Origin of the sequence: Vibrio owensii CAIM 1854 = LMG 25443, from assembly GCF_000817815.1 — a bacterium.
In the GTDB taxonomy this organism is placed as follows: Bacteria; Pseudomonadota; Gammaproteobacteria; order Enterobacterales; family Vibrionaceae; genus Vibrio; species Vibrio owensii.
On record NZ_JPRD01000086.1, the window covers coordinates 1 to 23,164 of the forward strand.

General features: G+C 45.6%; 22 protein-coding genes and 3 tRNA genes. 6 read left to right on the forward strand and 19 right to left on the reverse strand.

Annotation, left to right across the window (positions count from 1 at the left end; translation table 11 throughout):
* Positions 1-327 precede the first annotated feature (327 nt).
* The 5 genes from rplS to ffh all read right to left on the reverse strand — a co-directional run bounded on the left by rplS (position 328) and on the right by ffh (position 3,920).
* The gene (gene rplS, locus H735_RS28970) at positions 328-681 is read right to left on the reverse strand and encodes a 50S ribosomal protein L19 (protein WP_005438036.1); all 354 of its coding nucleotides are present in this window, start codon (positions 679-681) and stop codon (positions 328-330) included.
* A 41-nt stretch (positions 682-722) separates the two neighbouring features.
* On the reverse strand, positions 723-1,466 hold the full coding sequence (gene trmD / locus H735_RS28975) for a tRNA (guanosine(37)-N1)-methyltransferase TrmD (RefSeq protein WP_020196748.1): 744 nt from the start codon (positions 1,464-1,466) through the stop codon (positions 723-725).
* A 27-nt stretch (positions 1,467-1,493) separates the two neighbouring features.
* Positions 1,494-2,042, reverse strand: a complete 549-nt coding sequence (gene rimM / locus H735_RS28980; RefSeq protein WP_005438038.1) for a ribosome maturation factor RimM — start codon at positions 2,040-2,042, stop codon at positions 1,494-1,496.
* A gap of 30 nt (positions 2,043-2,072) precedes the next feature.
* The gene (rpsP, locus tag H735_RS28985) at positions 2,073-2,321 is read right to left on the reverse strand and encodes a 30S ribosomal protein S16 (protein ID WP_005438039.1); all 249 of its coding nucleotides are present in this window, start codon (positions 2,319-2,321) and stop codon (positions 2,073-2,075) included.
* A 210-nt stretch (positions 2,322-2,531) separates the two neighbouring features.
* Complete coding sequence (ffh, locus tag H735_RS28990; RefSeq protein ID WP_005438041.1) at positions 2,532-3,920, reverse strand: signal recognition particle protein; 1,389 nt, start codon at positions 3,918-3,920, stop codon at positions 2,532-2,534.
* Positions 3,921-4,133: 213 nt separating this feature from the next.
* On the opposite strand from ffh, the gene H735_RS28995 reads away from it, so the two are divergent.
* The gene (locus H735_RS28995) at positions 4,134-4,928 is read left to right on the forward strand and encodes a cytochrome C assembly family protein (RefSeq protein WP_005438043.1); all 795 of its coding nucleotides are present in this window, start codon (positions 4,134-4,136) and stop codon (positions 4,926-4,928) included.
* A gap of 154 nt (positions 4,929-5,082) precedes the next feature.
* Positions 5,083-6,363: an HlyC/CorC family transporter gene (locus H735_RS29000; RefSeq protein WP_020196749.1), complete on the forward strand. Its 1,281-nt coding sequence runs from the start codon at positions 5,083-5,085 to the stop codon at positions 6,361-6,363.
* A gap of 86 nt (positions 6,364-6,449) precedes the next feature.
* Here H735_RS29000 and luxS read toward each other — a convergent pair whose 3' ends face one another.
* From luxS to H735_RS29050, 10 genes are all read right to left on the reverse strand, one after another.
* Positions 6,450-6,968 carry an S-ribosylhomocysteine lyase gene (luxS, locus tag H735_RS29005; RefSeq protein WP_020196750.1) on the reverse strand — a complete coding sequence of 173 codons (519 nt, stop codon included), beginning with the start codon at positions 6,966-6,968 and terminating at the stop codon, positions 6,450-6,452.
* Positions 6,969-7,059: 91 nt separating this feature from the next.
* Positions 7,060-7,665, reverse strand: a complete 606-nt coding sequence (locus tag H735_RS29010; protein ID WP_005438049.1) for a transglycosylase SLT domain-containing protein — start codon at positions 7,663-7,665, stop codon at positions 7,060-7,062.
* Positions 7,666-7,684: 19 nt separating this feature from the next.
* Positions 7,685-9,253: a glutamate--cysteine ligase gene (gene gshA / locus H735_RS29015; RefSeq protein ID WP_005438052.1), complete on the reverse strand. Its 1,569-nt coding sequence runs from the start codon at positions 9,251-9,253 to the stop codon at positions 7,685-7,687.
* A 163-nt stretch (positions 9,254-9,416) separates the two neighbouring features.
* Positions 9,417-12,260, reverse strand: coding sequence for a M16 family metallopeptidase (locus H735_RS29020; protein WP_020196751.1), 2,844 nt, complete (start codon positions 12,258-12,260; stop codon positions 9,417-9,419).
* Between the two features lie 9 nt (positions 12,261-12,269).
* Positions 12,270-12,731, reverse strand: coding sequence for a YqaA family protein (locus tag H735_RS29025; RefSeq protein ID WP_005438056.1), 462 nt, complete (start codon positions 12,729-12,731; stop codon positions 12,270-12,272).
* Positions 12,725-13,675 (reverse strand): NADP-dependent oxidoreductase, encoded by a 951-nt coding sequence (locus H735_RS29030; RefSeq protein ID WP_020196752.1) that lies wholly within the window; start codon positions 13,673-13,675, stop codon positions 12,725-12,727. Before H735_RS29030 ends, H735_RS29025 begins: the two co-directional genes overlap by 7 nt.
* Before the next feature lie 157 nt (positions 13,676-13,832).
* Positions 13,833-14,963 (reverse strand): sodium ion-translocating decarboxylase subunit beta, encoded by a 1,131-nt coding sequence (locus H735_RS29035; RefSeq protein WP_005438059.1) that lies wholly within the window; start codon positions 14,961-14,963, stop codon positions 13,833-13,835.
* A 9-nt stretch (positions 14,964-14,972) separates the two neighbouring features.
* Positions 14,973-16,772 (reverse strand): sodium-extruding oxaloacetate decarboxylase subunit alpha, encoded by a 1,800-nt coding sequence (oadA, locus tag H735_RS29040; RefSeq protein ID WP_020196753.1) that lies wholly within the window; start codon positions 16,770-16,772, stop codon positions 14,973-14,975.
* A gap of 33 nt (positions 16,773-16,805) precedes the next feature.
* Positions 16,806-17,063 carry an oxaloacetate decarboxylase subunit gamma gene (locus H735_RS29045; protein WP_005448441.1) on the reverse strand — a complete coding sequence of 86 codons (258 nt, stop codon included), beginning with the start codon at positions 17,061-17,063 and terminating at the stop codon, positions 16,806-16,808.
* A gap of 498 nt (positions 17,064-17,561) precedes the next feature.
* Entirely contained in the window at positions 17,562-18,203 is a 642-nt protein-coding gene (locus H735_RS29050; RefSeq protein WP_020196754.1) for a helix-turn-helix transcriptional regulator, read from the reverse strand.
* A gap of 572 nt (positions 18,204-18,775) precedes the next feature.
* Between H735_RS29050 and H735_RS29055 the strand changes: the two genes are divergently transcribed.
* Genes H735_RS29055 through H735_RS29070 form a run of 4 tightly spaced genes read left to right on the forward strand, consistent with a single transcriptional unit; the run spans position 18,776 to position 21,484 of the window.
* The gene (locus tag H735_RS29055) at positions 18,776-19,876 is read left to right on the forward strand and encodes a hypothetical protein (RefSeq protein ID WP_020196755.1); all 1,101 of its coding nucleotides are present in this window, start codon (positions 18,776-18,778) and stop codon (positions 19,874-19,876) included.
* Positions 19,877-19,897: 21 nt separating this feature from the next.
* Positions 19,898-20,221 carry a hypothetical protein gene (locus H735_RS29060; protein ID WP_020196756.1) on the forward strand — a complete coding sequence of 108 codons (324 nt, stop codon included), beginning with the start codon at positions 19,898-19,900 and terminating at the stop codon, positions 20,219-20,221.
* An 8-nt stretch (positions 20,222-20,229) separates the two neighbouring features.
* Complete coding sequence (locus H735_RS29065) at positions 20,230-20,907, forward strand: C39 family peptidase (RefSeq protein ID WP_020196757.1); 678 nt, start codon at positions 20,230-20,232, stop codon at positions 20,905-20,907.
* A gap of 13 nt (positions 20,908-20,920) precedes the next feature.
* The gene (locus tag H735_RS29070; protein ID WP_027726742.1) at positions 20,921-21,484 is read left to right on the forward strand and encodes a hypothetical protein; all 564 of its coding nucleotides are present in this window, start codon (positions 20,921-20,923) and stop codon (positions 21,482-21,484) included.
* Between the two features lie 86 nt (positions 21,485-21,570).
* On the opposite strand, the gene H735_RS29075 is transcribed toward H735_RS29070, so the two are convergent.
* The 4 genes from H735_RS29075 to H735_RS29090 form a co-directional block, all read right to left on the reverse strand.
* The gene (locus H735_RS29075; RefSeq protein WP_020196759.1) at positions 21,571-22,566 is read right to left on the reverse strand and encodes a transporter; all 996 of its coding nucleotides are present in this window, start codon (positions 22,564-22,566) and stop codon (positions 21,571-21,573) included.
* A gap of 190 nt (positions 22,567-22,756) precedes the next feature.
* Positions 22,757-22,833, reverse strand: a tRNA-Arg gene (locus H735_RS29080).
* 57 nt (positions 22,834-22,890) lie between these two features.
* Positions 22,891-22,967 (reverse strand) — tRNA-Arg (locus H735_RS29085).
* A gap of 57 nt (positions 22,968-23,024) precedes the next feature.
* Positions 23,025-23,101: transfer RNA gene (locus tag H735_RS29090), tRNA-Arg, on the reverse strand.
* Between the last annotated feature and the right edge of the window lie 63 nt (positions 23,102-23,164).

Below are 23,164 nucleotides of genomic sequence, written 5' to 3' on the forward strand. Positions count from 1 at the left end.
GAAACAAGGACGCTAAGCTTTGAGAATAATAAAGGGGTTGATGTGAGAGCATCGACCCTTTTTGTTTTTCGGGATTCGGGATTCGGGATTCGGGATTCGGGATTCGGGATTCGGGATTCGGCTCTATTTTGTTTTTTTTAGAAACAAGTCCTGTCAACATCTTCAGGGGTCAAACTTCTTGCACTAGCCCTCCAATAACACCTCTCGATACCTAAAGCGAAGCGGTCCCGACTCTCGAAGGGCTAAGTCCGTTCCCTAACTTTTTCCGCGCATAAAAAAACGGAGCCCAAATGGGCTCCGTTTACTATGAGAACGCTAGTTATAGCATTACTTCTTAGCAAGTTTCTCTTTGATACGAGCTGACTTACCAGAACGCTCACGTAGGTAGTACAACTTGGCACGACGTACTGCACCACGGCGTTTAACTTCGATGCTATCAACAACTGGAGAGTGAGTTTGGAACGTACGCTCAACACCTTCACCGTTAGAGATCTTACGTACAGTGAAAGCAGAGTGAAGACCACGGTTACGGATTGCGATTACAACGCCTTCAAAAGCCTGTAGACGCTCACGCTCACCTTCTTTAACTTTAACCTGAACTACAACAGTGTCACCTGGTGCAAATTTAGGCAGGCCTGATTTCATTTGCTCTTCTTCAAGAGCCTTGATGATGTTACTCATTTTTTAAATTCCTAGAATAAACTGATACTAAATAAATTAGGTTACTTTGCGTTATGTTCACTAATGAACTCAGCAAGTAATTGTTCCTGTTCGTCAGTCAGAGCTAGGTTTTCCAGGAGCTCTGGTCTTCTTAGCCAAGTTCGGCCTAGCGACTGCTTTAGTCGCCATTGACGAATGTCCTTGTGGTTGCCTGACATCAGTACCGCTGGCACTTCTTTATCATCCAACACTTCAGGACGCGTATAGTGAGGGCAATCTAACAAGCCATTTGCAAAAGAGTCTTCTTCTGCTGACGCGAAATCCCCTAGTACACCCGGAACAAACCGAGAGACAGAATCGATTAACGTCATGGCTGGTATCTCACCACCCGTCATCACAAAATCACCAATCGACCATTCTTCGTCGACTTCAGATTGAATGATGCGCTCATCTACCCCTTCGTAACGGCCACAAATCAGAAGTAAACTCTCGTTTGTTGCCAGTTCTTCTACTCCTTTTTGGTCGAGTTTGCGACCTTGAGGAGAAAGGTAAATGACTTTCGTCTTACCCGGTGAGGCTGCTTTCGCGGTATGAATGGCATCGCGCAAAGGCTGAACCATCATTAGCATACCAGGGCCACCACCGTAAGGTCGGTCATCGACAGTGCGATGCTTGTCGTGAGTGAAATCGCGAGGATTCCAAGTCTCAATCGACAAAAGACCTTTTTTAACCGCTTGACCTGTTACCCCAAAATCAGTAACAGAACGGAACATTTCAGGAAACAGGCTAATTACGCCAACCCACATGTTTATCTCGCTCTGTAATTTTGGAGATTAGAATCCAGGATCCCAGTCAACTTCGATCCGTTGAGCTTCGCGATCAACTTTGATGATCACTTGCTCTTCAAGGAACGGGATTAATCGTTCCTTCTGCCCGAAAGCATCTTTAAGATTTGCTTTAACAACCAGAACATCGTTTGAGCCAGTTTCTAAAATGTCAGATACGACACCTAGATCGTAACCTTTAGTGGTTACTACTTGCATCCCAAACAATTCACGCCAGTAGAACTCATCTTCTGACAATTCAGGAAGTACCGCAGGGTCGATAGCAATTTCAAAGTTTGTCATTAGATGCGCGTCTTCACGAATATCTAGACCTTCCAGCTTAGCCACCATACCTTTGTTATGGCGCTTCCAGCTTTCTACTTTGTACTCAACCCACGTACCCTTTTGGTTAATAAACCAAGGGCTGTAATCGAAAATGCTTTCAGCATTGTCTGTGTAGGAAAAAACTTTAAGCCAACCACGAATGCCGTAAGTAGCACCAAACTTGCCTACAACAATCTTTTCGTTGCTCATTGTTTCTTTACCTTTCATCGACATAAACTAGTTTCTACTTCTAAAGTAAAAAAATTAAGCCGCTTTTTGAGCGTCTTTAACTAGCTTAGCAACGCGGTCAGATAGAGACGCGCCTTGACCAACCCAGTGGTTAACGCGGTCTAGGTCTAGACGTAGACCTTCTTCTTGACCTTTTGCAGTTGGGTTAAAGAAACCAACTTTCTCGATGAAACGGCCAGTTGCAGCGTTGCGGCTGTCCGCTACTACGATTTGATAAAATGGACGCTTTTTAGCGCCGTGACGTGCCAAACGAATGGTTACCATGTCGTCCTCTTTGCTTTCTCAAAAATAAAATTAACCCCAATAATCATTCATAAAACTGAACAACCTGGGGTCTCGTGCCAAAATAAAGCTCCGGAATTTTACTCTTATCCCGAAGCAATGCAAGGGATTTAGTTACTTTTTCACCAACATAAATTGAAATTCAAGTTTGTGATGTAGCTAACACCCTGAAACTAAAGTCTAGGCAATCGTTTAACGGCCAAATGGATTGAAGCCACCGCCTCCACCCATACCGCCGCCGCCCATCATGCCTTGCATGTTGCGCATCATGCCTTTCATGCCGCCCTTTTGCATTTTCTTCATCATCTTCTGCATTTGGGTGAACTGCTTCAATAGACGGTTAACGTCTTGAACCTGAACACCAGAACCTGCAGCGATACGCTTCTTACGCGAACCTTTGATGATTTCTGGGCGTTGACGTTCTTTCATTGTCATTGAGCTGATGATCGCTTCCATCTGCTTAAACATCTTGTCGTCAACTTTGTCTTTCACGTCTGATGGTAGCTGAGACATGCCTGGTAGCTTGTCTAGCATACCCATCATGCCACCCATGTTTTGCATTTGACCTAGCTGTTCACGGAAGTCTTCAAGGTCAAAACCTTTCTTCTCTTTGAACTTCTTCGCTAGCTTCTCTGCTTTTTCTTGGTCTACATTGCGTTGTAAGTCTTCGATAAGTGACAGTACGTCACCCATACCTAGAATGCGCGATGCAACACGATCAGGGTGGAACGGTTCTAGTGCGTCGGTTTTCTCACCCACACCTAGGAATTTGATTGGCTTACCTGTGATGTGACGAACTGATAGCGCCGCACCACCACGTGCATCACCATCGACTTTAGTCAGAATCACACCAGTTAGCGGTAGCGCATCACCGAATGCTTTTGCTGTATTCGCCGCATCTTGACCTGTCATTGCATCAACAACAAACAGCGTCTCAACAGGGTTAATCGCTGAGTGAAGATCTTTAATCTCACCCATCATTTCTTCATCGATAGCCAAACGACCTGCGGTATCGACAATCAACACGTCGTAGAATTTCTTCTTCGCGTGGTCGATAGCTGCGTTAGCAATATCAATTGGCTTTTGATCTGGTGAAGATGGGAAGAAGTCGACACCGATGTCTGATGCTAGGGTTTCTAGCTGTTTGATTGCCGCTGGACGGTAAACGTCGGCAGACACAACCAAGACTTTCTTCTTATCGCGCTCTTTTAGCAGTTTAGAAAGCTTACCTACCGATGTGGTTTTACCCGCACCTTGTAGACCTGCCATCAAAAGCACTGCTGGCGGCTGTGCTGCTAAGTTAAGCGCTTCGTTAGATTCACCCATAACCGCTTCAAGCTCAGCTTGAACGATCTTGATGAACTCTTGACCCGGTGTTAGGGATTTAGAAACTTCTACACCCACCGCTTTTTCTTTAACGCGGTTTACAAATTCACGTACAACAGGAAGCGCAACGTCCGCTTCCAATAGTGCCATGCGTACTTCACGTAGGGTTTCTTTAATGTTGTCTTCGGTCAGACGACCTTTACCGCTGATATTCTTCAGCGTTTTGGATAATCGATCCGTTAAATTCTCAAACATCTTTGTCTCTTCGCTAAAATGGCGATTAATTAGTGTGAGTATACCTTAGCCAACGTCACAGTCATACCCGAACACTGCTCTTATCCTTAACTTGAGGGCTAACTTGTTAATTTCAATATCTCATCTCTCGTGATTGATGAGGCATCGCCCATAGCCCCAAAGAGTAATGCGAGGTATAATTTTCACCATTGTGCACAATAACTCTTAAGATTCATGGATAGCTTAATTGCCATCGCAGCCGCCATTCTTTACGTTTTGGCAATTGCGACCATCATTCCCGGACTCTCTCAGCAGTCAGGAATCAAAGCGAAAACCGTATTTGCCAGTGCGGCATGTGCGTTGGTTTTTCACGCTTGGATTCTGAGTGATCTGATTTTCGACGGTTCAGGGCAAAACCTCAGCATTCTTAACGTCGCTTCTTTGATCAGCTTTATCATCTCGCTGGTAATGAGTGTGGCGATGCTCAAGAATCGTTTGTGGTTCCTTCTTCCTGTGGTTTATAGCTTTGCTGCCATCAATTTAACTGCTGCTACCTTCTTACCAAGCACGTTTATTAAGCATTTAGAGAACGACCCTAAGCTACTTATTCACATTTCTTTTGCGCTGTTCTCCTACGCAACCTTAACCATTGGTGCGCTATACGCACTGCAACTTGCGTGGCTCGACCATAAGCTCAAAGCCAAGAAGTCGTTGGCAATTAATCCGAACTTGCCACCATTGATGATGGTTGAACGACAACTTTTCAAGATTATCTTGATTGGTAACCTATTACTCACAGGCACATTAATTACTGGCTTTGTCTTCGTACAAGACATGTTTGCTCAAGGCAAAGCACACAAAGGTATCCTTTCTTTCATCGCTTGGATTGTGTATTCCATCTTGCTTTGGGGTCATTACCAAAAAGGCTGGCGTGGTAAGAAAGTCACTTGGTTTGCAGTTGCGGGTGCGACACTGCTGACCTTAGCTTACTTTGGCAGTCGCTTCGTGAAAGAGATCATTTTAAGTTGATGTAATCCATCTATTAAATTCAATTAATAAGGAGCCTTGTGCTCCTTATCCTTTATATTGATGGGTAAATAAAATAGAGTACCCCTTATTCCATTGACTTAGCGGCCAAGCTCGGTCATAAATTAACCAAACACATACAAGGAACTGCTGCGTTTTGGACGACATATCTACGGGTATCTTATTTGCGCTACTCGCGTGTCTTATCGTCATATCAGGTTACTTCTCAGGTTCAGAAACAGGGATGATGTCTTTGAACCGTTACCGCTTAAAGCACTTAGCCAATAATGGGCATAAAGGGGCGAAGCGAGTCGAAAAGCTATTAGACCGTCCAGATCGTTTGATTGGTCTTATCCTTATCGGCAACAACCTTGTTAATATTTTGGCGTCTGCCATCGCGACCATTTTGGGTATGCGATTATACGGTGATATCGGTGTTGCCATCGCAACTGGTGCACTGACTATGGTGGTGCTCGTGTTTGCAGAAGTCACACCGAAAACCATCGCCGCCCTCTATCCTGAACGCGTGTCCTACGCGAGTAGTATTCTCCTCACGATTCTGATGAAAGTTCTGTCACCTCTGGTGATGTTAGTGAACTTTATTACTAATGGTTTTATCCGCCTTATTGGTGTGAAAGCCGATCACAACACAGAAGATCACCTTAGTTCAGAAGAGTTGCGTACGGTTGTAAATGAAGCGGGTGGCATGATTCCGCGCCGTCACCAAGACATGCTGGTTTCGATTTTGGATCTTGAACACGTCACCGTGAACGACATCATGGTGCCACGTAATGAGATCACTGGCATCGACATCAATGACGATTGGAAATCTATCGTACGTCAGCTGACTCACTCTCCTCATGGCCGCATTGTACTGTACCGTGATCAGATTGATGAAGTGGTTGGTATGCTGCGTCTGCGCGAAGCGTACCGTTTGATGCTAGAGAAGAACGAGTTCAACAAAGAAACACTGCTACGTGCCGCCGATGAGGTGTACTACATCCCAGAAGGTACACCTCTGAACGTGCAGATGCTGAAGTTCCAACGCAACAAACAGCGTATCGGTTTGATTGTCGATGAGTATGGCGACATTAATGGCTTGGTAACGTTGGAAGATATCTTGGAAGAGATTGTTGGCGAATTTACCACATCCATTGCACCAAGCTTATCGGAAGAAATCACACCACAAGGTGATGGCAGCTTCTTGATTGAAGGCAGTGCCAATATCCGAGATATCAACAAAGGCTTGAAGTGGAAACTACCGACTGATGGCCCACGAACTTTGAATGGTCTGATTCTAGAACATTTAGAAGACATTCCAGAAAGTCATTTAAGTGTGCAAGTCGCTGGGCATCCAATGGAAATTGTCGATATCGAAGAGAATCGCATAAAGCTTGTTAAGGTATACCCAAGACTCAAGAAAAGTAGCGATAAATAGTGTCGAAAAAACAAAAAAGAGCCTGACATTGTCAGGCTCTTTCTTTTTATGCGTTTCGAATTCCACGCTCTTATCTGAAAGACAGATTAATCAATGCGTAGTTCTTTTAGCATTGACTCTGGCAGTGCAAGCTCGTCATTCTTATTAACTGATACACCGGCTTCTAGAATGTTCTTCGCGATTTGCTTTGCTTCATCCAGAGAGTGCATTGCTGCTGTACCACATTGGTAGTCGTTCAACTCAGGGATCTTGTTTTGGTTTTCTACTTTCAAAACATCTTCCATCGCGGCAATCCAAGCGTCAGCCACTTGCTGCTCTGAAGGCGTGCCAATCAAACTCATGTAGAAACCGGTGCGACAGCCCATTGGTGAAATATCAATAATCTCGACACTCTCACCGTTTAAGTGGTTACGCATAAAGCCTGCGTACAAGTGCTCTAATGTATGAATCCCTTTCTCAGAAAGGATGTCTTTGTTTGGCGCAGTGAAACGTAGGTCGAATACCGTGATGGTGTCCCCTTTTGGAGTTTGCATCGTTTTAGCCACACGGACTGCTGGTGCATTCATGCGTGTGTGGTCTACGGTAAAACTGTCTAATAAAGGCATTACATCTCTCCTGATTGTAATCACCAACACTCACAAGTATTGGTCGTTATTTCTGTTCATTCCCTCACTCATAATCCATGGATTGAGTGAGCTAAAAGAACCAGCCGCTGTTGTCTTCTAATTCCTGACGACATTGTTTTAGCTGCCAGCCATAAGTCTTTGCGGTTTGCTCTACGCGTCTTGCAACCTTAATCAAGCTTGGTTTGCTGTTATAAGTGCCGCGTTTGTAGCCGCCACGCCCTTCATGATACGCAAGATACTGATTGTAAGGGTCCCATAATGAGATACCCAATTGGCGACGAGTTTCATGGGTGTACCAACCGACAAACATCATTGAGTCGTCGAAGTTCGTACGTGAGCCACCTTGTCCCGTCGCATCTTGGAAGTCATCCCAAGCAGGGTCTTGGGCTTGAGCATAACCGTAAGCGCTGCTAACGCGTCCCCACGGAATAAAGCCGAGAATATAGTCTTTAGGTGGTCGAGCATCATGACGAAAGCTACTTTCTTGCTTAATGATCGCCATCGCCACGTTGATTGGCGTGCCCCACTCTTCTTCCATGTCTTTGGCATCTTCATACCAACCGGATTTTTCTCGGAATATTTCACATAGGTTGTCTTGTTGCTTTGGGGGCGCAGTCGCACAACCGGCTAACATCACGCTCCCAAGTACAGACACCACTAACGGCTTAATGTCCAATCCCTGCCCTTACTACTGATTATTGTTTTAGGTAAGCAAAGTAATCTTCTAAGAAGTCATCAAAGGATAACGTATCACTTTGCTCTGCTTGTTTTTGCTTCTCTACCGATGTCGCAACTTCCGTTTCCATTGCGTCAGCTGAATATTGCTCATAGCTGTGTGCTAGGTTTTCTTCACGGAACTTCATGCCAAGCGCACAACCCACTTTACCTAAACCACCGTGCTCTTTTGTCAGCTCAAGCAGTTGGCCAGAAATGGTCAGCTCTGGTTCATCAATCCAAGATTCTAGTTTGTCACAAACCGCTTGGTACGCATTGCCACCAGCTGCAGCATCCATTTCAACCGCAATCAGACGAAGGTCAGCGAACACACGATGAGCCCAATCTTGTAGAGACAGACGCTCGCCTTGGCAACCGATTTGCAGCATCAAGCCTTTCTCGCGGCCAGAAACAATGACTTTGTTCCAGTTGTCACGCCAGCATTCTAGCTCGCAGTTATCCATCGGATCAGAGTCTGAAAGCGCTGCCCACGTTAGGAATAGGTCAAGGAAGCGAACCTGCTCTTCACTCACACCAACGGCACTGAATGGGTTTACATCTAGCGAGCGAACTTCAATGTATTCCACACCGCCACGTTTAAGCGCTTCCGAAGGCTTTTCACCGCTCTTCGTTACACGTTTTGGACGAATTGGGGCATACAGTTCATTCTCAATTTGCAGAATGTTTGAGTTAAGCTGACGATATTCACCATCGACTTTCACACCAATCTCAGCAAATTCTTCAGATGGGCGACGAATCGCGTCACTCAAACCTTCAAGATACTGGTCGATACTATTAAAGCCAATCTTAAGCACGCTTTGAGCGCTGTTGGTGTAACCGAGATCACTCAGACGCAGAGAGGTCGCTTTTGGTAGGTATAAGGTGCCACCAATTTTCTCAAATGGCAGATCCGTTTCACGTCCTTGAATGAACGAGCCACACAATGCTGGTGACGCACCAAAGAAGTACGGGATCATCCAACCAAAACGGTAGTAGTTACGGATTAGAGCAAAGTACGCTGCGGATTTCGTTTCTTGGCGAGCTTCTTCATCTTGCTCACCATGCAGCGCATCCCAGAAAGATTCAGGGAAAGAGAAATTGAAGTGCACACCCGAGATAATTTGCATCAAGCTACCGTAGCGGCGTTTTAGACCTTCACGGTAAAGCGTTTTCATTTTTGCTGAGTTTGATGAGCCATATTGAGCTAGCTGAATATCATCTTCAGTGCCTACATAACATGGCATCGAAAGTGGCCACATTTTTTCTTCACCCATTTTGGTTTGAGTGAAGTGATGGATGTCTTTCAACTGTCCCATCAATTCAGGAATCTCATGTGATACAGGCGTAATGAATTCCAGTAGAGATTCTGAAAAGTCTGTCGTGATCCATTTGTTTGTGAACGCTGAGCCCAAACCCTCTGGATGAGGTGTTGTTGCTAGGTGTCCATCCTGACGATAGCGCAAAGTTTCTCGCTCAACACCGCGTCCAAACTGCTTAAATACTTCTGGGTTTGATGCAACTTGTTTTAGTCGCGCAGCAAAATCAGTCAAAATGAGGTTCGCTTATATTGGGAGCAGGACACTCGCCAAGCGTGGCAAGTGAAAGCTAAGTTATTGATATATAATCCATCTAGATAAATAACCCATCAAAAAGTCATTTATCTAGTTAGAAACGAATAGCGGAGAGTCTCCTCTCCGCTATTAAATGTGTACTCTATCGAATGATTTCAAGCTCTTCCACGTCTTTCCCTAACTTTTCTAGTTGAGGGCGAAGGGAAGTCGCATCTCCGACGACCACGATTTGATAGTCGTTCGGGTCAAACCATTTCTGTGCTAGAGCGTTGAGCGTCTGCTTATCGACGGTCTCAACAATAGCGTTTCGTTGTTGTAGATAATCTTTATCTAAGTTGTATTTCAAAATATCACTGATGAGTTTGCCTTTCTGTGTTGGCGTTTCATATTTCAGTGCATCTTTTTGACCGACTGCTTGGCGCATAAATTTCAATTCATCGTCAGTCATGCCCGATTGTGAGAACTCGTTCAACTCATTCTCCATCTCGATGATAGACGCCACCGTCGAATCCGCACGCACTTGCGCAGTAAATACAACCGACCCCGTTTCTACATTACCGGAGAAATAACCATAAGCACCATAAGTGTAGCCTTTGTCTTCACGAAGGTTCTGGTTGATACGGCTATTAAAGTTACCCGCTAGGTTAAAGTTTGCTAACTGACCCAGATAGAAATCACCTGTTGCATCGTAAGGCATGCCTTGACGAACCATCATGACCACACTTTGTGGTGCCCCTGGCTTATCCACCAAGTGCACTTTTTGTGGACCGAGTGGTGCGATAGTTTGCGGCGCGTAAAGTGGAGCGGCTTCATCTTCCCAATTTGCCCAGAAAGACAGTTGTTTCTCTAAGTCCGCTTTACTGATGTCACCAACGGCTATGATCTGTGCACTTTGTGGCGTGTAATGCTTCGCATAGAAATCACGAACATCATCCAACGCCAGCGCTTGAAGCCCCGCCTTGGTGCCATCTTTCGGGCGTGCAAAGATAGAGTTACCATACAACACTTGGCGACTTGCCTGTGATGCCATCCAGCTTGGTTTTTGGTGTTCATAAACCAGACCTTCTAACGCTTGTGTTTTCACTCGATCAAAGTCTTCTTGCTTGAATGCCGGAGACAACAACATCTCCTCAACGATCTTCAACGTTGGGGCAAGGTTCTTCTCAAGTGCAGAAACGCTGATGTCCGTCGTGTAGCCACTCGCATCGACAGAAATAACGCTGCCAAGCTTGTCTAACTCAGCTTGAATATCTTCTGCAGAGCGCTTAGTTGTGCCTTCTTGCAACATCGCTGCGGTAAGCTGAGCAAGACCTTCTTTGCCTCTTTCAACAAAACGCGTACCGGCTGGCAAGCTAAACTGCATTGTCACCGTTGGCGTTTCACTGCTTACGGTTCCAAGTAATTCCGAACCGTTTTTGAAGTGAATGTCGTACAGTTTTGGCATCGTCGCTTCAACTGGCGCACCCGCTGGCGGTTGGACAGAGCGGTCGAAGTTGTCCGTTGCACGACGATAAGCCAATTGGTCATCAGTGATCTTTTCGTACTCAGGTAATGTGCGTTTGGGCGTTACGAAGGTTGCAGGCTTCACAGCTAACTCTGTCTTACCTTTTGGCACAACGCTCAGCGTTACCTTGTTCTTGCCTTGAATAAAGTCACTGTATGCTTTTTCTACCGATTCAGGCGTAACAGCACGGAGCTGTTCAAGTTGCTGTTCAATCAGATCTGGCTTACCAAAGAACGTTTGGTTTGATGCTAACTGCGTTACTTTGCCTTTTACACTTTCTAGAGCAAAAATCGCATCGGCTTCGGTTTTACCTTTCAGTTGCTCAAGACGATCTTTGGTGACGCCATCTTTGGCGAACTTATCCAACGATGCCATCAACTCATCGTAAAGCTTAGATAAATCACCTTTGTCGCCAGAATCTCCCATCGCATAAACATAGAAATTACACGATAGCTCAGCACAATCTTGGAATGATCCTGCATCGACAGCTTTCTGTGTTTTGACTAAGTCTTGGTAGAGCACGCTGTTCGTGCCGCTGCCCAACACACTAGCTAAAGTATCCAGCGAGGCTTGATTCGCTTCACCGCTATAAGTTGTCGGCCATGCGATCATTACCATAGGCTGCTGGATACGATCTTCTAATGTGATGTATTTGCTTTCAGCAAGCTTAGCAGGTTGCTTAGGAGCGTTTTCCACCTCAGGGCCACGAGGGATCGAGCCAAAGTATTTGTTCACCCACGCCAACGTCTGTTCTACATCGATATCACCACCAATGGTCAATACCGCGTTGTTTGGGCCATACCAACGTAAGAAGAAAGCTTTCAGGTCGTTCACATCCACGCGATCAAGGTCTTCTACGTAACCGATGGTTTGCCATGAATACGGATGACCTTCTGGGTACAAGGCTTCAGACATGCGTTCCCAAATCAAACCATAAGGTCGATTGTCGTAACGCTGAGCTCGTTCGTTCTTCACCGTAGAACGTTGGATCTCAAACTTACGTTGAGACACAGCATCGAGCAAAAAGCCCATGCGATCCGATTCGAGCCATAGCATTTTTTCTAACTGGTTAGCCGGAACAGTTTCGAAGTAGTTGGTGCGGTCACGGTTAGTTGTACCATTTAGGGTGCCACCCGCTTCCGTGATAATTTTGAAGTGCTCTTGGTCACCCACGTTCTCAGAGCCTTGGAACATCATGTGCTCGAAAAAGTGTGCAAAGCCTGATTTACCGATCTCTTCACGTGCAGAACCCACGTGGTAAGTAACATCCACATGCACAAGTGGGTCAGAATCTTCAGGTGCCAGAATCACCGTAAGGCCGTTATCGAGCTGATATTTCTGGTATGGGATTTTTACTTTGCCTTCTTCTGCTTTTGATGACTCAACGAAAGTCACCCCATCAGGTAATGACGAAACAGGGGCGTTTGATGCGCAGCCCGTGATCACTAAAAGTGAGCACGCACTTACCCAAAACATTCTCATGCGCTTTCCTTAAAATAAACCGAGATAGATGGCAGCTAGCACGCTATATCTTGCGGCTTTGCCTAAAAATATAAGAACTAAACACGGCAGAAACTTCATCCTTAACCATCCTGCCGCTAAACATAGTGGGTCGCCAATAACAGGCAACCAACTAAAGAATAATCCCCAGTAACCGTATTTTGACAGCCACTTCAATGCGGTGTGACCGTGCTTTTCATCTTGAGTTTTATTAGGAATCCACAACCCAAGCCAATAGTTAGTCAAACCACCAAGCGTATTACCGATCGTGGCGACAATAATAATGGAAGAAACGGAGTACTGGTTTAACGATAAAGTGGCTATCAATCCCGCTTCAGAGCCGCCCGGTAACAAAGTGGCACTGAGAAAGCCGGTAATGAATAGCACCCACAATGCAGAGTCAGAAAACCACAGAGCTAGGTTTTCGAAAGCCGCATTAAAGGCTTCTAACATGTCATATCAAGCAAGATCTTGCCTCGCGTCCGTCCGGATTCGACTTGTTTGTGTGCTTCCACAACCTCATTCATCGGATAGACGTGTTGTATTTCTGTTTTCAACAATCCGACCCCAACCATGTAAAGTAAGGTATCGAGTTGTTCGCGATCGGGTTCCACCAACATGCCGCTCGCCTCAAAGCCAAGCAGCTTCGCCTTTTCGCAGATCAGTTCGGCGGTAATGGTTGGAACGGTGATGACTCGAGCATCATCAGTCAGGCATTTGAGAGCATCAAGTGCAGCATCGCCACCAACAAGATCAATCAAAACATCCACATCTTCAACACGTTCTGACACTGGCGCAAATTGATAGTTCACTGCATGCGCCCCCAATGTGGCGAGGTAGTCTAAATTTCGTTCACTGCAGGTGGTGAATACTTCGGCTTTGGTTGCCACGGCGATTTGTACCGCTATGTGGCCAACACCACCAGCACCAGCAAGAATCAATACTCGGTCGCCTTCGGTAACATTGGCCTTGCTTAATGCTTGAGCCGCCGTTTGACCCGCAAGAGGTAGCACCGCAGCCGCTTCTAAAGTGACAGTATTTGGAACATGGCTGAGTTCAGACTCGGGAACACAAACGTATTGGCTGTAACCACCGCCTCGGATAGGGAAGCCGATAAACCCTGCTACCTCGTCGCCTTCATTAAAACGCGACGTTCCCTCTCCGCAGGAAACAACTTTTCCTGAGATGTCATAACCCGGAACCCAAGGTAATTTATCTTTATTTTGTGCGGCAGCCCATCCAAGCCCTGCTCGAGTTTTAACATCAATTGGATTTATGCCTGAGTAGGCAACTTTAATGAGGATTTCACCCGCTTGTGGTGCCGGTGTTGTGGTGGTTTGCAGTGCAAGAACGTCTGCGTCGCCAAATTCGGTAATCGCTATCTGTTTGTGTTCCATAACCCATTCCCTGCGAGAAAACAAAAAGGGATGCAAGAGCATCCCTTTGACTATAAACCATTTTGTTTGTCGAAGTTAATCGCCAATTTGTAAATTGATAGCTAATTCCATTTCATAGAATATCCACCAACTTTCAGGCACTACTTACAGGGACATACTAGCCTACAAGTGCGAGCAAGATACCTGCCGCTACCGCTGAACCGAGTACCCCGGCAACGTTTGGTCCCATTGCGTGCATCAACAAGAAGTTTTGTGGGTTTGCTTCTAGACCAACCTTATTCACAACACGTGCCGCCATTGGTACTGCAGAAACGCCTGCCGCGCCAATAAGTGGGTTGATGTCTTCTTTAGAGAACTTGTTAAGCAGTTTCGCCATCAGAACACCTGCACCAGTACCAATACTGAATGCGACTGCGCCAAGCCCCAAGATACCTAGCGTTTCTAGGTTCAAGAACTGCTCAGCTTGCAACTTAGAACCAACACCAAGCCCCAAGAAAATGGTCACAATGTTGATCAGTTCGTTTTGAGCAGTTTTCGATAAACGATCCACCACACCGGCTTCACGCATCAAATTACCCAAACAGAACATACCAACTAGCGGCGTTGCCGAAGGTAAGAACAGAATCGTCATCAGTAACACAGCAAGTGGGAAGATCACTTTCTCCCACTTACCCACATGGCGAAGCTGAGCCATCTTGATCTGGCGCTCTTCTTTGGTTGTCAGAGCTTTCATGATTGGTGGCTGAATGATCGGTACTAAGGCCATGTAGCTGTATGCTGCCACGGCAATCGCACCTAACAGATCTGGAGAGAGTTTACTCGCCAAGAAAATAGCCGTTGGGCCATCCGCACCACCGATGATCGCGATAGACGATGCATCCGCCATGGAGAACTCCATACCCGGAACATAGTTAAGTAGAATCGCACCAAACAATGTTGCGAAGATACCAAACTGCGCCGCAGCACCTAACCACAAGGTTTTCGGATTCGCAATCAAAGCGCCAAAGTCGGTCATCGCACCTACGCCCATGAAGATCAACAGCGGGAACACGCCCGACTCGATACCAATGTAGTAGACGTAGTACAACAAGCCGCCCGGATCGGTAAAGCCAGCATTTGGAATGTTCGCTAAGATAGCGCCAAAACCAATTGGCAATAACAGTAAGGGCTCAAAGCCTTTTTTGATCGCCAAAAACAGCAAGGTACAACCAACCAACATCATACAGATTTGGCCGAACTCAAAGTTCGCGATCCCTGTTTCTGACCATAAGGTCATCAATCCGTCCATGATACTCCCTTACGACAAGCTAAGAAGAGGTGAGCCAACGGTAACAGCGTCCCCTTCTTTCACGTTCAACTCTTGAACCACACCACCACGTGCAGCGCGTACTTCTGTTTCCATCTTCATCGCTTCAAGAATCAAAAGTACGTCACCTTCCGCAACTTCAGCACCCGGCTGAACATTGACTTTAAAGATGTTGCCCGCAAGTGGCGCTGGCACTGCTTCCGCAGCACTATTGGCAGCAGCAACTGGCGCAGCAGGTTGAGTAGGCGCTGCTGCCGCATTTGGCGTCACAGAAGTTAATTGACCTTGCGGCCCCACTTCTACTTCATACACTTGACCATCAACACGCACGCTGTAAGTTTCTACACCGCCAGTAGCAGGTTGCGCTGCAGGTACAGGTGCAGCAGCTGGTTTTGCAGCTTCTAAGGTTGGTGCTGGTTCAAAGGCATCTGGATTGCCACGGTTTTTCAGGAATTTCAGACCGACTTGAGGGAACAGCGCGTAAGTTAGGACATCGTCGACACGTTCGCTTGCTAGCTTAATGCCTTCAGATTGCGCTTTCTCCATCAAATCAACGGTTAGAGTTTCCATTTCTGCTTCAAGTAAATCAGCAGGACGACAAGTAATGGCTTCTTTGCCATCCAGCACTTTTGCTTGTAGCTCGGCGTTTACTGCTGCTGGAGCTGCACCGTATTCGCCTTTTAGAACACCCGCAGTTTCTTTAGTGATGCTCTTGTAGCGCTCGCCTGTTAGTACGTTGATCACCGCTTGAGTACCGACGATCTGAGACGTCGGGGTCACTAGTGGGATAAAGCCAAGATCTTCACGTACACGTGGGATCTCTTCCAATACTTCATCGATACGATCTGCAGCGCCTTGTTCTTTAAGCTGACCTTCCATGTTGGTCAACATGCCACCTGGTACTTGAGCGATCAAAATGCGCGAATCCACACCTTTCAATTGACCTTCCCATTTTGCGTATTTCTTACGTACTTCACGGAAGTAAGCCGCAATAGGCTCAATTTGGTCTAGTTTTAGATTCGTGTCGCGCTCTGTACCTTGCAGCATCGCAACCACTGTCTCTGTAGGCGTGTGACCGTATGTGCAGCTCATCGAAGAAATCGCGGTATCAAGAATATCAATGCCCGCTTCTACCGCTTTCACAGCAGTCGCAGTAGATAGACCGGTTGTTGCATGACAATGAAGCGCTAATGGCACATCACAAGACGCTTTGATGCGAGTGATCAGCTCTTCGGCTTCATAAGGTTTAAGCAGACCAGACATGTCCTTGATACATAGAGAGTGACAGCCTAAGTCTTCAAGACGTTTAGCCAAATCCACCCAAGTATCTGCGTTATGTACAGGGCTGGTAGTGTAAGACAAGGTCCCTTGAGCGTGTGCACCAACATCAACAGTGGCTTTCACTGCTTTTTGGAAGTTACGTACATCGTTCATTGCATCAAAGATACGGAACACATCCATACCATTTGCGTGCGCGCGTTCAACAAACTTCTCTACTACGTCATCGGCATAGTGGCGGTATCCTAAAAGGTTTTGACCACGCAGTAGCATTTGCATTGGTGTATTTGGCATGGCCTTTTTCAGTTCGCGTAGGCGCTCCCATGGGTCTTCACCCAAGAAACGGATACACGCATCAAAGGTTGCACCACCCCAAGTCTCTAGAGACCAGTAACCAACTTTATCTAACTCAGCTGCGATAGGCAGCATATCTTCGATACGCATACGCGTTGCGAATAGAGACTGATGGGCGTCACGAAGGACCACATCTGTAATAGCGAGTGGTTTAGACATGTTCTTAAACTCCTTTTTAATCCTATCTTTCGGCTACTTCGCGACAGAGGCGCGATGTTTATGAATCGCAGCCGAGATCGCCGCCACTACTTGTGGACTAACAGCTGAAGAGGTTGATTGAACGTTGGTATTTGTTTTCGGTGCTGCGATCGGCGCAGGTACTTCTTCCGGTACCAATTTGGACATCAGCCGAACGAGATAAACTAGAATGGTGAGGAAAATAAATACGACCGCCATCCCTGTTAACATCAGGGTGGCCGCATCTACTAGCAGGCTTCCTATATTCGTCATGTTGCTTCCTTTCTTTGTCATCCTGACAATGTGCAGGACTTTAATAGCGTCAAATCCCGACCAATGGATTATCTCGATTGGTTAAATTTTGTCAATTTTGTTTAAGGAAGCTTTTAAATAATCCTTAATATTGATTATTTATTCACTACCCAGATCACAAATTATACGAAAATCCACTTTTCTCATGAGATTGTTTAATCTATAACCACACTAAATGAAAGTGATTGTAAAAACTGCGATTGGGATTTCAAAACGAAAACAGCATATGGAATGAAAACTAAAATAAAAACATAAACCTAGCTTGAATTAACTAAATTTAAACATTTCATTTACACAAAACCAATGTGGTAGTGGGGTGACAAGAAATAAGTAGGACAATGATTCTAGGAATTGCAGGCAAAGGTTTGCCCCTCGGGTATTTTAACTAGCCGTTCTTAGAAGAACTTATGATTATTTAAGCACTTATTGATTTTTTCTCATTCTTTATTTTATAGGCCATCACTGCGCCGTTAACCCTCCATTCATTCGAACCATTTTTATCGCGTCATGACGGCAATGCACGTCGAGTTTCTTGTACAACTTGTAGATATGACTTTTCACCGTGCTCTCAGATAAGAACAATTGAGAGGCAATTTGCTGATTTGATATCCCATAGGCGAGCAGCTCAAGTATCTGCCTCTCCCGGCTGGTTAATGAGTCATGCTGACAATCCATGGAAAGATTTGAGTGGCGATAATTGCTGATCAGCTTCTCTAAGTACACTCTTGGCAGCCATAGTCCTCCTTGAAATATGTATTCCACACTTTCACTAATGTGTGTGACCGAAGCGTTTCGCAATAAAATACCTTTGAGCAATTTCCATCGAAGCAACTCATTATCCACCCTTTCATTAGGCACATTGTGAATCATAAGAGACCAACCAAATAGGTCGAAATCGGGCAACAATGCTCTCGCTTCAAGTAGCCTCATGAAGTCATAGTCAATGAACACCAGATCAACGTGCATGGTATGACTGCGAAACACTGCTTCTTCTGGTAAACATGTTTTGACGTAGATGTCAGGTAAAGTTGATAGTTGTCCTTCTATTAAACTGGTTTGAAGATTGTTCTCCGCTAGCAGGAGAAGATGCTTGGTTCCCATAGTATCCACCACTGTTTGCTGGCACTTATACCACTTACCTCCGTGTGCCAGAGTTTTCTCACGACAAATTCAAAGTCGATAAATTTATCAATAGAAAAAATATAGCAGTTCAGGCTGACTTTACCGTCGCGACAAAGAGACAGAAATAATGAAAAGGTTTGAGCGGTAATAAACGATTTCGCACTACCTCTTCAGCCTATCAAAGCTAAGTCACTGTTCTTACGACACCCTTTTAAAACAAAGGCTCTCAATCAATTTGTCGTTTTTATTTTAGGGTGACTCGTCGGAGGAGAAAAAGCCTACTTTTTAAGCCTATTTCTGTATGGAATTTCATACTTGAAGCACCCTAATGAGATCCATTCTCACTAAATAAATGATTCAACTTCGATTTTGTAATCGCTCAATGAACAACCGAGAGGTTCGCTCGGCTGCTACTGGTAATTTTCTCAATAGTAAGAAACTCGCCCTAAAACCCTTACCTATACTTCCTTCGCTTCCGCAACGATGGAGCCAGCAAGAAGTAAACATGCAGTCATTTTTAATCAGGAAAATCAGGAAATGGAGTAATCAACATGACTCTTAACAAAACAGGGCTTGCTATCGCTATGTCGGCGATTCTATTTAGTGGTTCAGTGTTAGCTTTCCCTTCAGTTAATGAAGTGGATGACGGGAATGGAAATAGCCAGTGGTCTGAAAGCGCGAACACAAACAATAGTTCAAATGATGCAACTGCGAATAACAGTTTCAATCATGCTGATAGTTCGAATTCGAGCACTAACAACGCTAACGACAGTTCAGATTCAAGCATGAACACTACACGTAGTAACAACGACAACAGTGATCATAACGCAAGTACTAACGGTAGCTACAACAACAGCAGTACCAATAACGCGAATGACAACTCAGATTCAAGCATGAACACCACGCGTAGTAATAACGACAACAGTGATCACAACGCGAGTACCAATCACAGTAACAATGACAACAGCAGTAGCTATGCGAACGATAACTCCGACTCAAGCACCAATGGCAGTTACAACGACAATAGCGACAACCGTGATCAAGCTGACTACCGAAATCAATCAGACAATCGTGACCAAAGTGATAGCAGTGACAACAGCAGTAGCTATGCAAACGACAACTCTGATTCAAGCATGAATACGACACGTAGCAACAACGACAACAGTGACTCAAGCACCACCACTCGTCGTAGTAACAACGATAACAGTAACTCAAGCACCAACGATAGCTACAACGACAACAGCGACAACCGTAGCTATGCCGATAACAATTCTGATAACCGAGATCAAAGCGACAATCGTGATCAAAGTGACAACCGTAGTTTCGCTAATGACAACAGCGACAACAGCACTAAAGACAGCTACAACGACAACAGCGACTCAAGCTCTACCAATACTGACAGCTTCAACCAAGTAAATATGGATGTCGATATGGTGGTGGCTGATTCCAAAGTGATGGGTGGTGTTCACTCCGCGTCTGTGACTTACAAAGCGGATGCAAAAGATGCCAAAGTGAAAGTTGAAAACGTGAATAACCTTGGTGGTTTAGGTGGTGCGGCAGGTATTACTACCGTGGCACAAAACGCCGGCTCTAACTCACTTATTCAACAATCTGTTGCTACCAATGCGAGTGTATTTACAGGTGGCGAGTAACTAGGAACCTAGGAGAAAGCGATGCGTTTGGCACTGTGTACCTTGGGTATGGTAGTGGCCGTTTCTGTAAACGCTGAGGACATAGCGTTATCTGATGAAACCGTCAGCTTAGAAGCAATGAATGAAGCTAGAGGTGGGCAAAACGTTGAGTTAGACCTCTTCTATGCGGAATCAGATGTGGACGGCATTTCGTCAGATAACGTTGCGACCAATACGGTAAGCGGAAACAACATACTATCACCAGGTGCGTTCGCAGACAGTTCAGGGATATCGAGCGTGATTCAAAATACAGGGAATAACGTGCTTATCCAGAACTCAACCGTCGTTAACCTGACACTCAAGTAACTATCAATATGAAAGTTTGGCAAAACTTAACTTGGCTGTTGCTGGCAATGTCAGCTTCAGCCAACTCGTTGGAGTTCCTTCCTCATCGAGGGCATTTTTCTGTGCCGGTAAAAAGCTACAAGGAAATCGTGTTTGGTGATGTCTTTCGTCAGCAATACGATTTTAGTTGTGGTTCTGCGGCACTCGCTTCATTGCTCACCTATCACTATGGCACGCCTTCGACGGAACAAGACATCTTCAAAATCATGTACGACAAAGGAGATAAGGAGCAGATAAAAGAGAAAGGCTTCTCATTGTTAGACATGAAGCTCTACCTCGATTCTATCGGACTAAATTCCGACGGCTTTCAAGTCGGGTTAGAAAAGATCCGCAAAGTTGGAGTACCAGGGATCACATTAGTGAATTTCGATGGATACATGCACTTTGTCGTGATCAGAGGTATGAATGCCGACTCACTGATCTTAGGCGATCCCTCCCGAGGCACCATGATCATGAAATATGAAGAGTTTGAGAAATATTATCAGGGGATCGTACTGCTGATTCGAAACGAAGCTGAGATGGGACGCTCAGGATTTATCACCGATGACAAATTTGCCATCTATCACGCCTCGCCTGTTGAGAGTGGCGTCCCAAGAGACTCACTCGGAGTATTCAGTATTACCTTGCCCGTTGCTGGTGAGAACTAATGGAGGCAGGGTTATGAGAATATCAAAAGTATTGCTCGCGTTTTGTCTTAGCATGCCTTCTGTCGCGCTGGCAAATGTGATTGAACTAGGTGCTTTAAAACCAGTCCCAGATGAATCCCTTGCCGAGATGCGAGGTGGGTTTCAATTGACTGATGACTACGTTATAAACATTGGTCTGAGCATTACTACGACAATTAATGGGCAAGATATCCTCAACACGACGATAGCAAACCTCGTAATCGAAAACGGCTCTCTTACCAATATTAGTGGCAGTAATAACCCCAACGGTAGCGGCGCTCTCGATCAGGGTATCGTCAACATCATTCAATTTGGTGAAGGGAACTTTATTGGTGACAATACGGCCAATACGCCTGATATGCCCAGCTCTAATCAACCTAACATCATCAGTTCTGATTTCATTAACTCCAGCATCATCAATATCATTCAGAACACGACTGACAACAGCGTGATTGGCTTGAGCACATTAGTCGATATCGATGCGCAAGTCAGTGGGGTCATGCAGCAGATACGCGCAAACCAGCAACTTGAGGATGCACTCCTTAATCACCTTCAATGAAATTCCTTAATGGAGCATCAGAAAAGGATTACCGTTTTAGTAATCCTTTGAGCATGTCTTTGGTTCATTAAGTAAATTGAGTTGCCCTATAAATTAAACGACACTCGAATCGTCAATTGGAAATCCGGAGTATCTTCCGTTAAACCAGCTTGCGCGCTGACATTGATCGACGCTCGCGGGCTAAACGCATAATTGACCCCAAGTGTTAACGCATCGAGTTGAAGTAGCTTCGCATCATCGGCCGAGCTCCCATTAACTTTACTTTTCATGATCGTTTTATGGCTGAGTCCGAGCGAGAAAGACAGATCCGGGTTCACCGCAAAGCCCATACCACCCGCTAAGGAAATGGTGTCGCCAAGGTCAACATCGGCTTTGGTATCCCCTACTGTGACATTGTCTTCCAAGTTGTAGATATAGCTTAGGTTGGCATACAAGACCGCTGGATCGGTCGGATAAATCATCGAGATGCTCGGTTCAAAACTCCAAAAGCCTGAGCCTGTTGGTACATCACTAAAAGAGTTACTACCTTCATCAATCGATACATCATAAGGAGAGCGGCCAGTGTCTGATTTCACCCGAAGGCCACCAACCCAATAAGGCGCACTGTCAAAATTAAACTGGTGACGAATAGCAAGCTCCACATCTCCCATCCCACCACCATCGATTGTGGTATTCACCACGTCAGCATTCGAACCGTCCTGAATAGGTCGCGTTGCAATCTGGTCATTGCGATAAACGTAGGGTAACCGAACTTCCAATTCCGTTGCATTGGTTAAGCCATATCGAGCCGTTAAACCAACCGTTACTGTTGTCCGATCTGCATCACTGACTTCAATTCGACCGACAATCAGTGTTGGTAACACGGTATAACCGACGACAGAGACCTTATTTGAAGAGTTTTGTGTGTAGCTAAGTGATGTGTCGAATGACCACTGTCCTCGTGGCGTGAGCACGCCAGGGCGGTCTATGACATCACTTACCGTTTGTGCCCTTTGAGGAATCTCATCTCCTTCAGCACCGTAAGCAGTTTGAGCTACACATACCAACCCAAGAGTGCAGCCAATCAGTGTCTTCCCTAACATCGAATTATCCTTTCTTGTGGCGGTTATAAACGATTAGGTTAGATTTTGAGGTTTCGCAATTTGTTGATAGCAAGAAGTTGCGCAGTCTTAAAACAGAAACGCTTGAATGGCTTATGGGAGTTTAGCTTAAGGAAGAGGTCAGATCTCAGATACAAAAAAGCCCCGCATAAGCGAGGCTTTTTCTAAAGAGTGGCGCGTCCTGGAGGATTCGAACCTCCGACCGCCTGGTTCGTAGCCAGGTACTCTATCCAGCTGAGCTAAGGACGCACAGTTTTCGATATCAGTATTAGCAATATCAGGAGTTCACAAGGAAACCCTAAAGAGTGGCGCGTCCTGGAGGATTCGAACCTCCGACCGCCTGGTTCGTAGCCAGGTACTCTATCCAGCTGAGCTAAGGACGCGCAGTTTTCGATATCGGTATTACCAATATCAGGAGTTCACAAAGAAACCCTAAAGAGTGGCGCGTCCTGGAGGATTCGAACCTCCGACCGCCTGGTTCGTAGCCAGGTACTCTATCCAGCTGAGCTAAGGACGCGCAGTTTTCGATATCAGTGTTACCAATATCAGGAGTTCACAAGGAAACCCTAAAGAGTGGCGC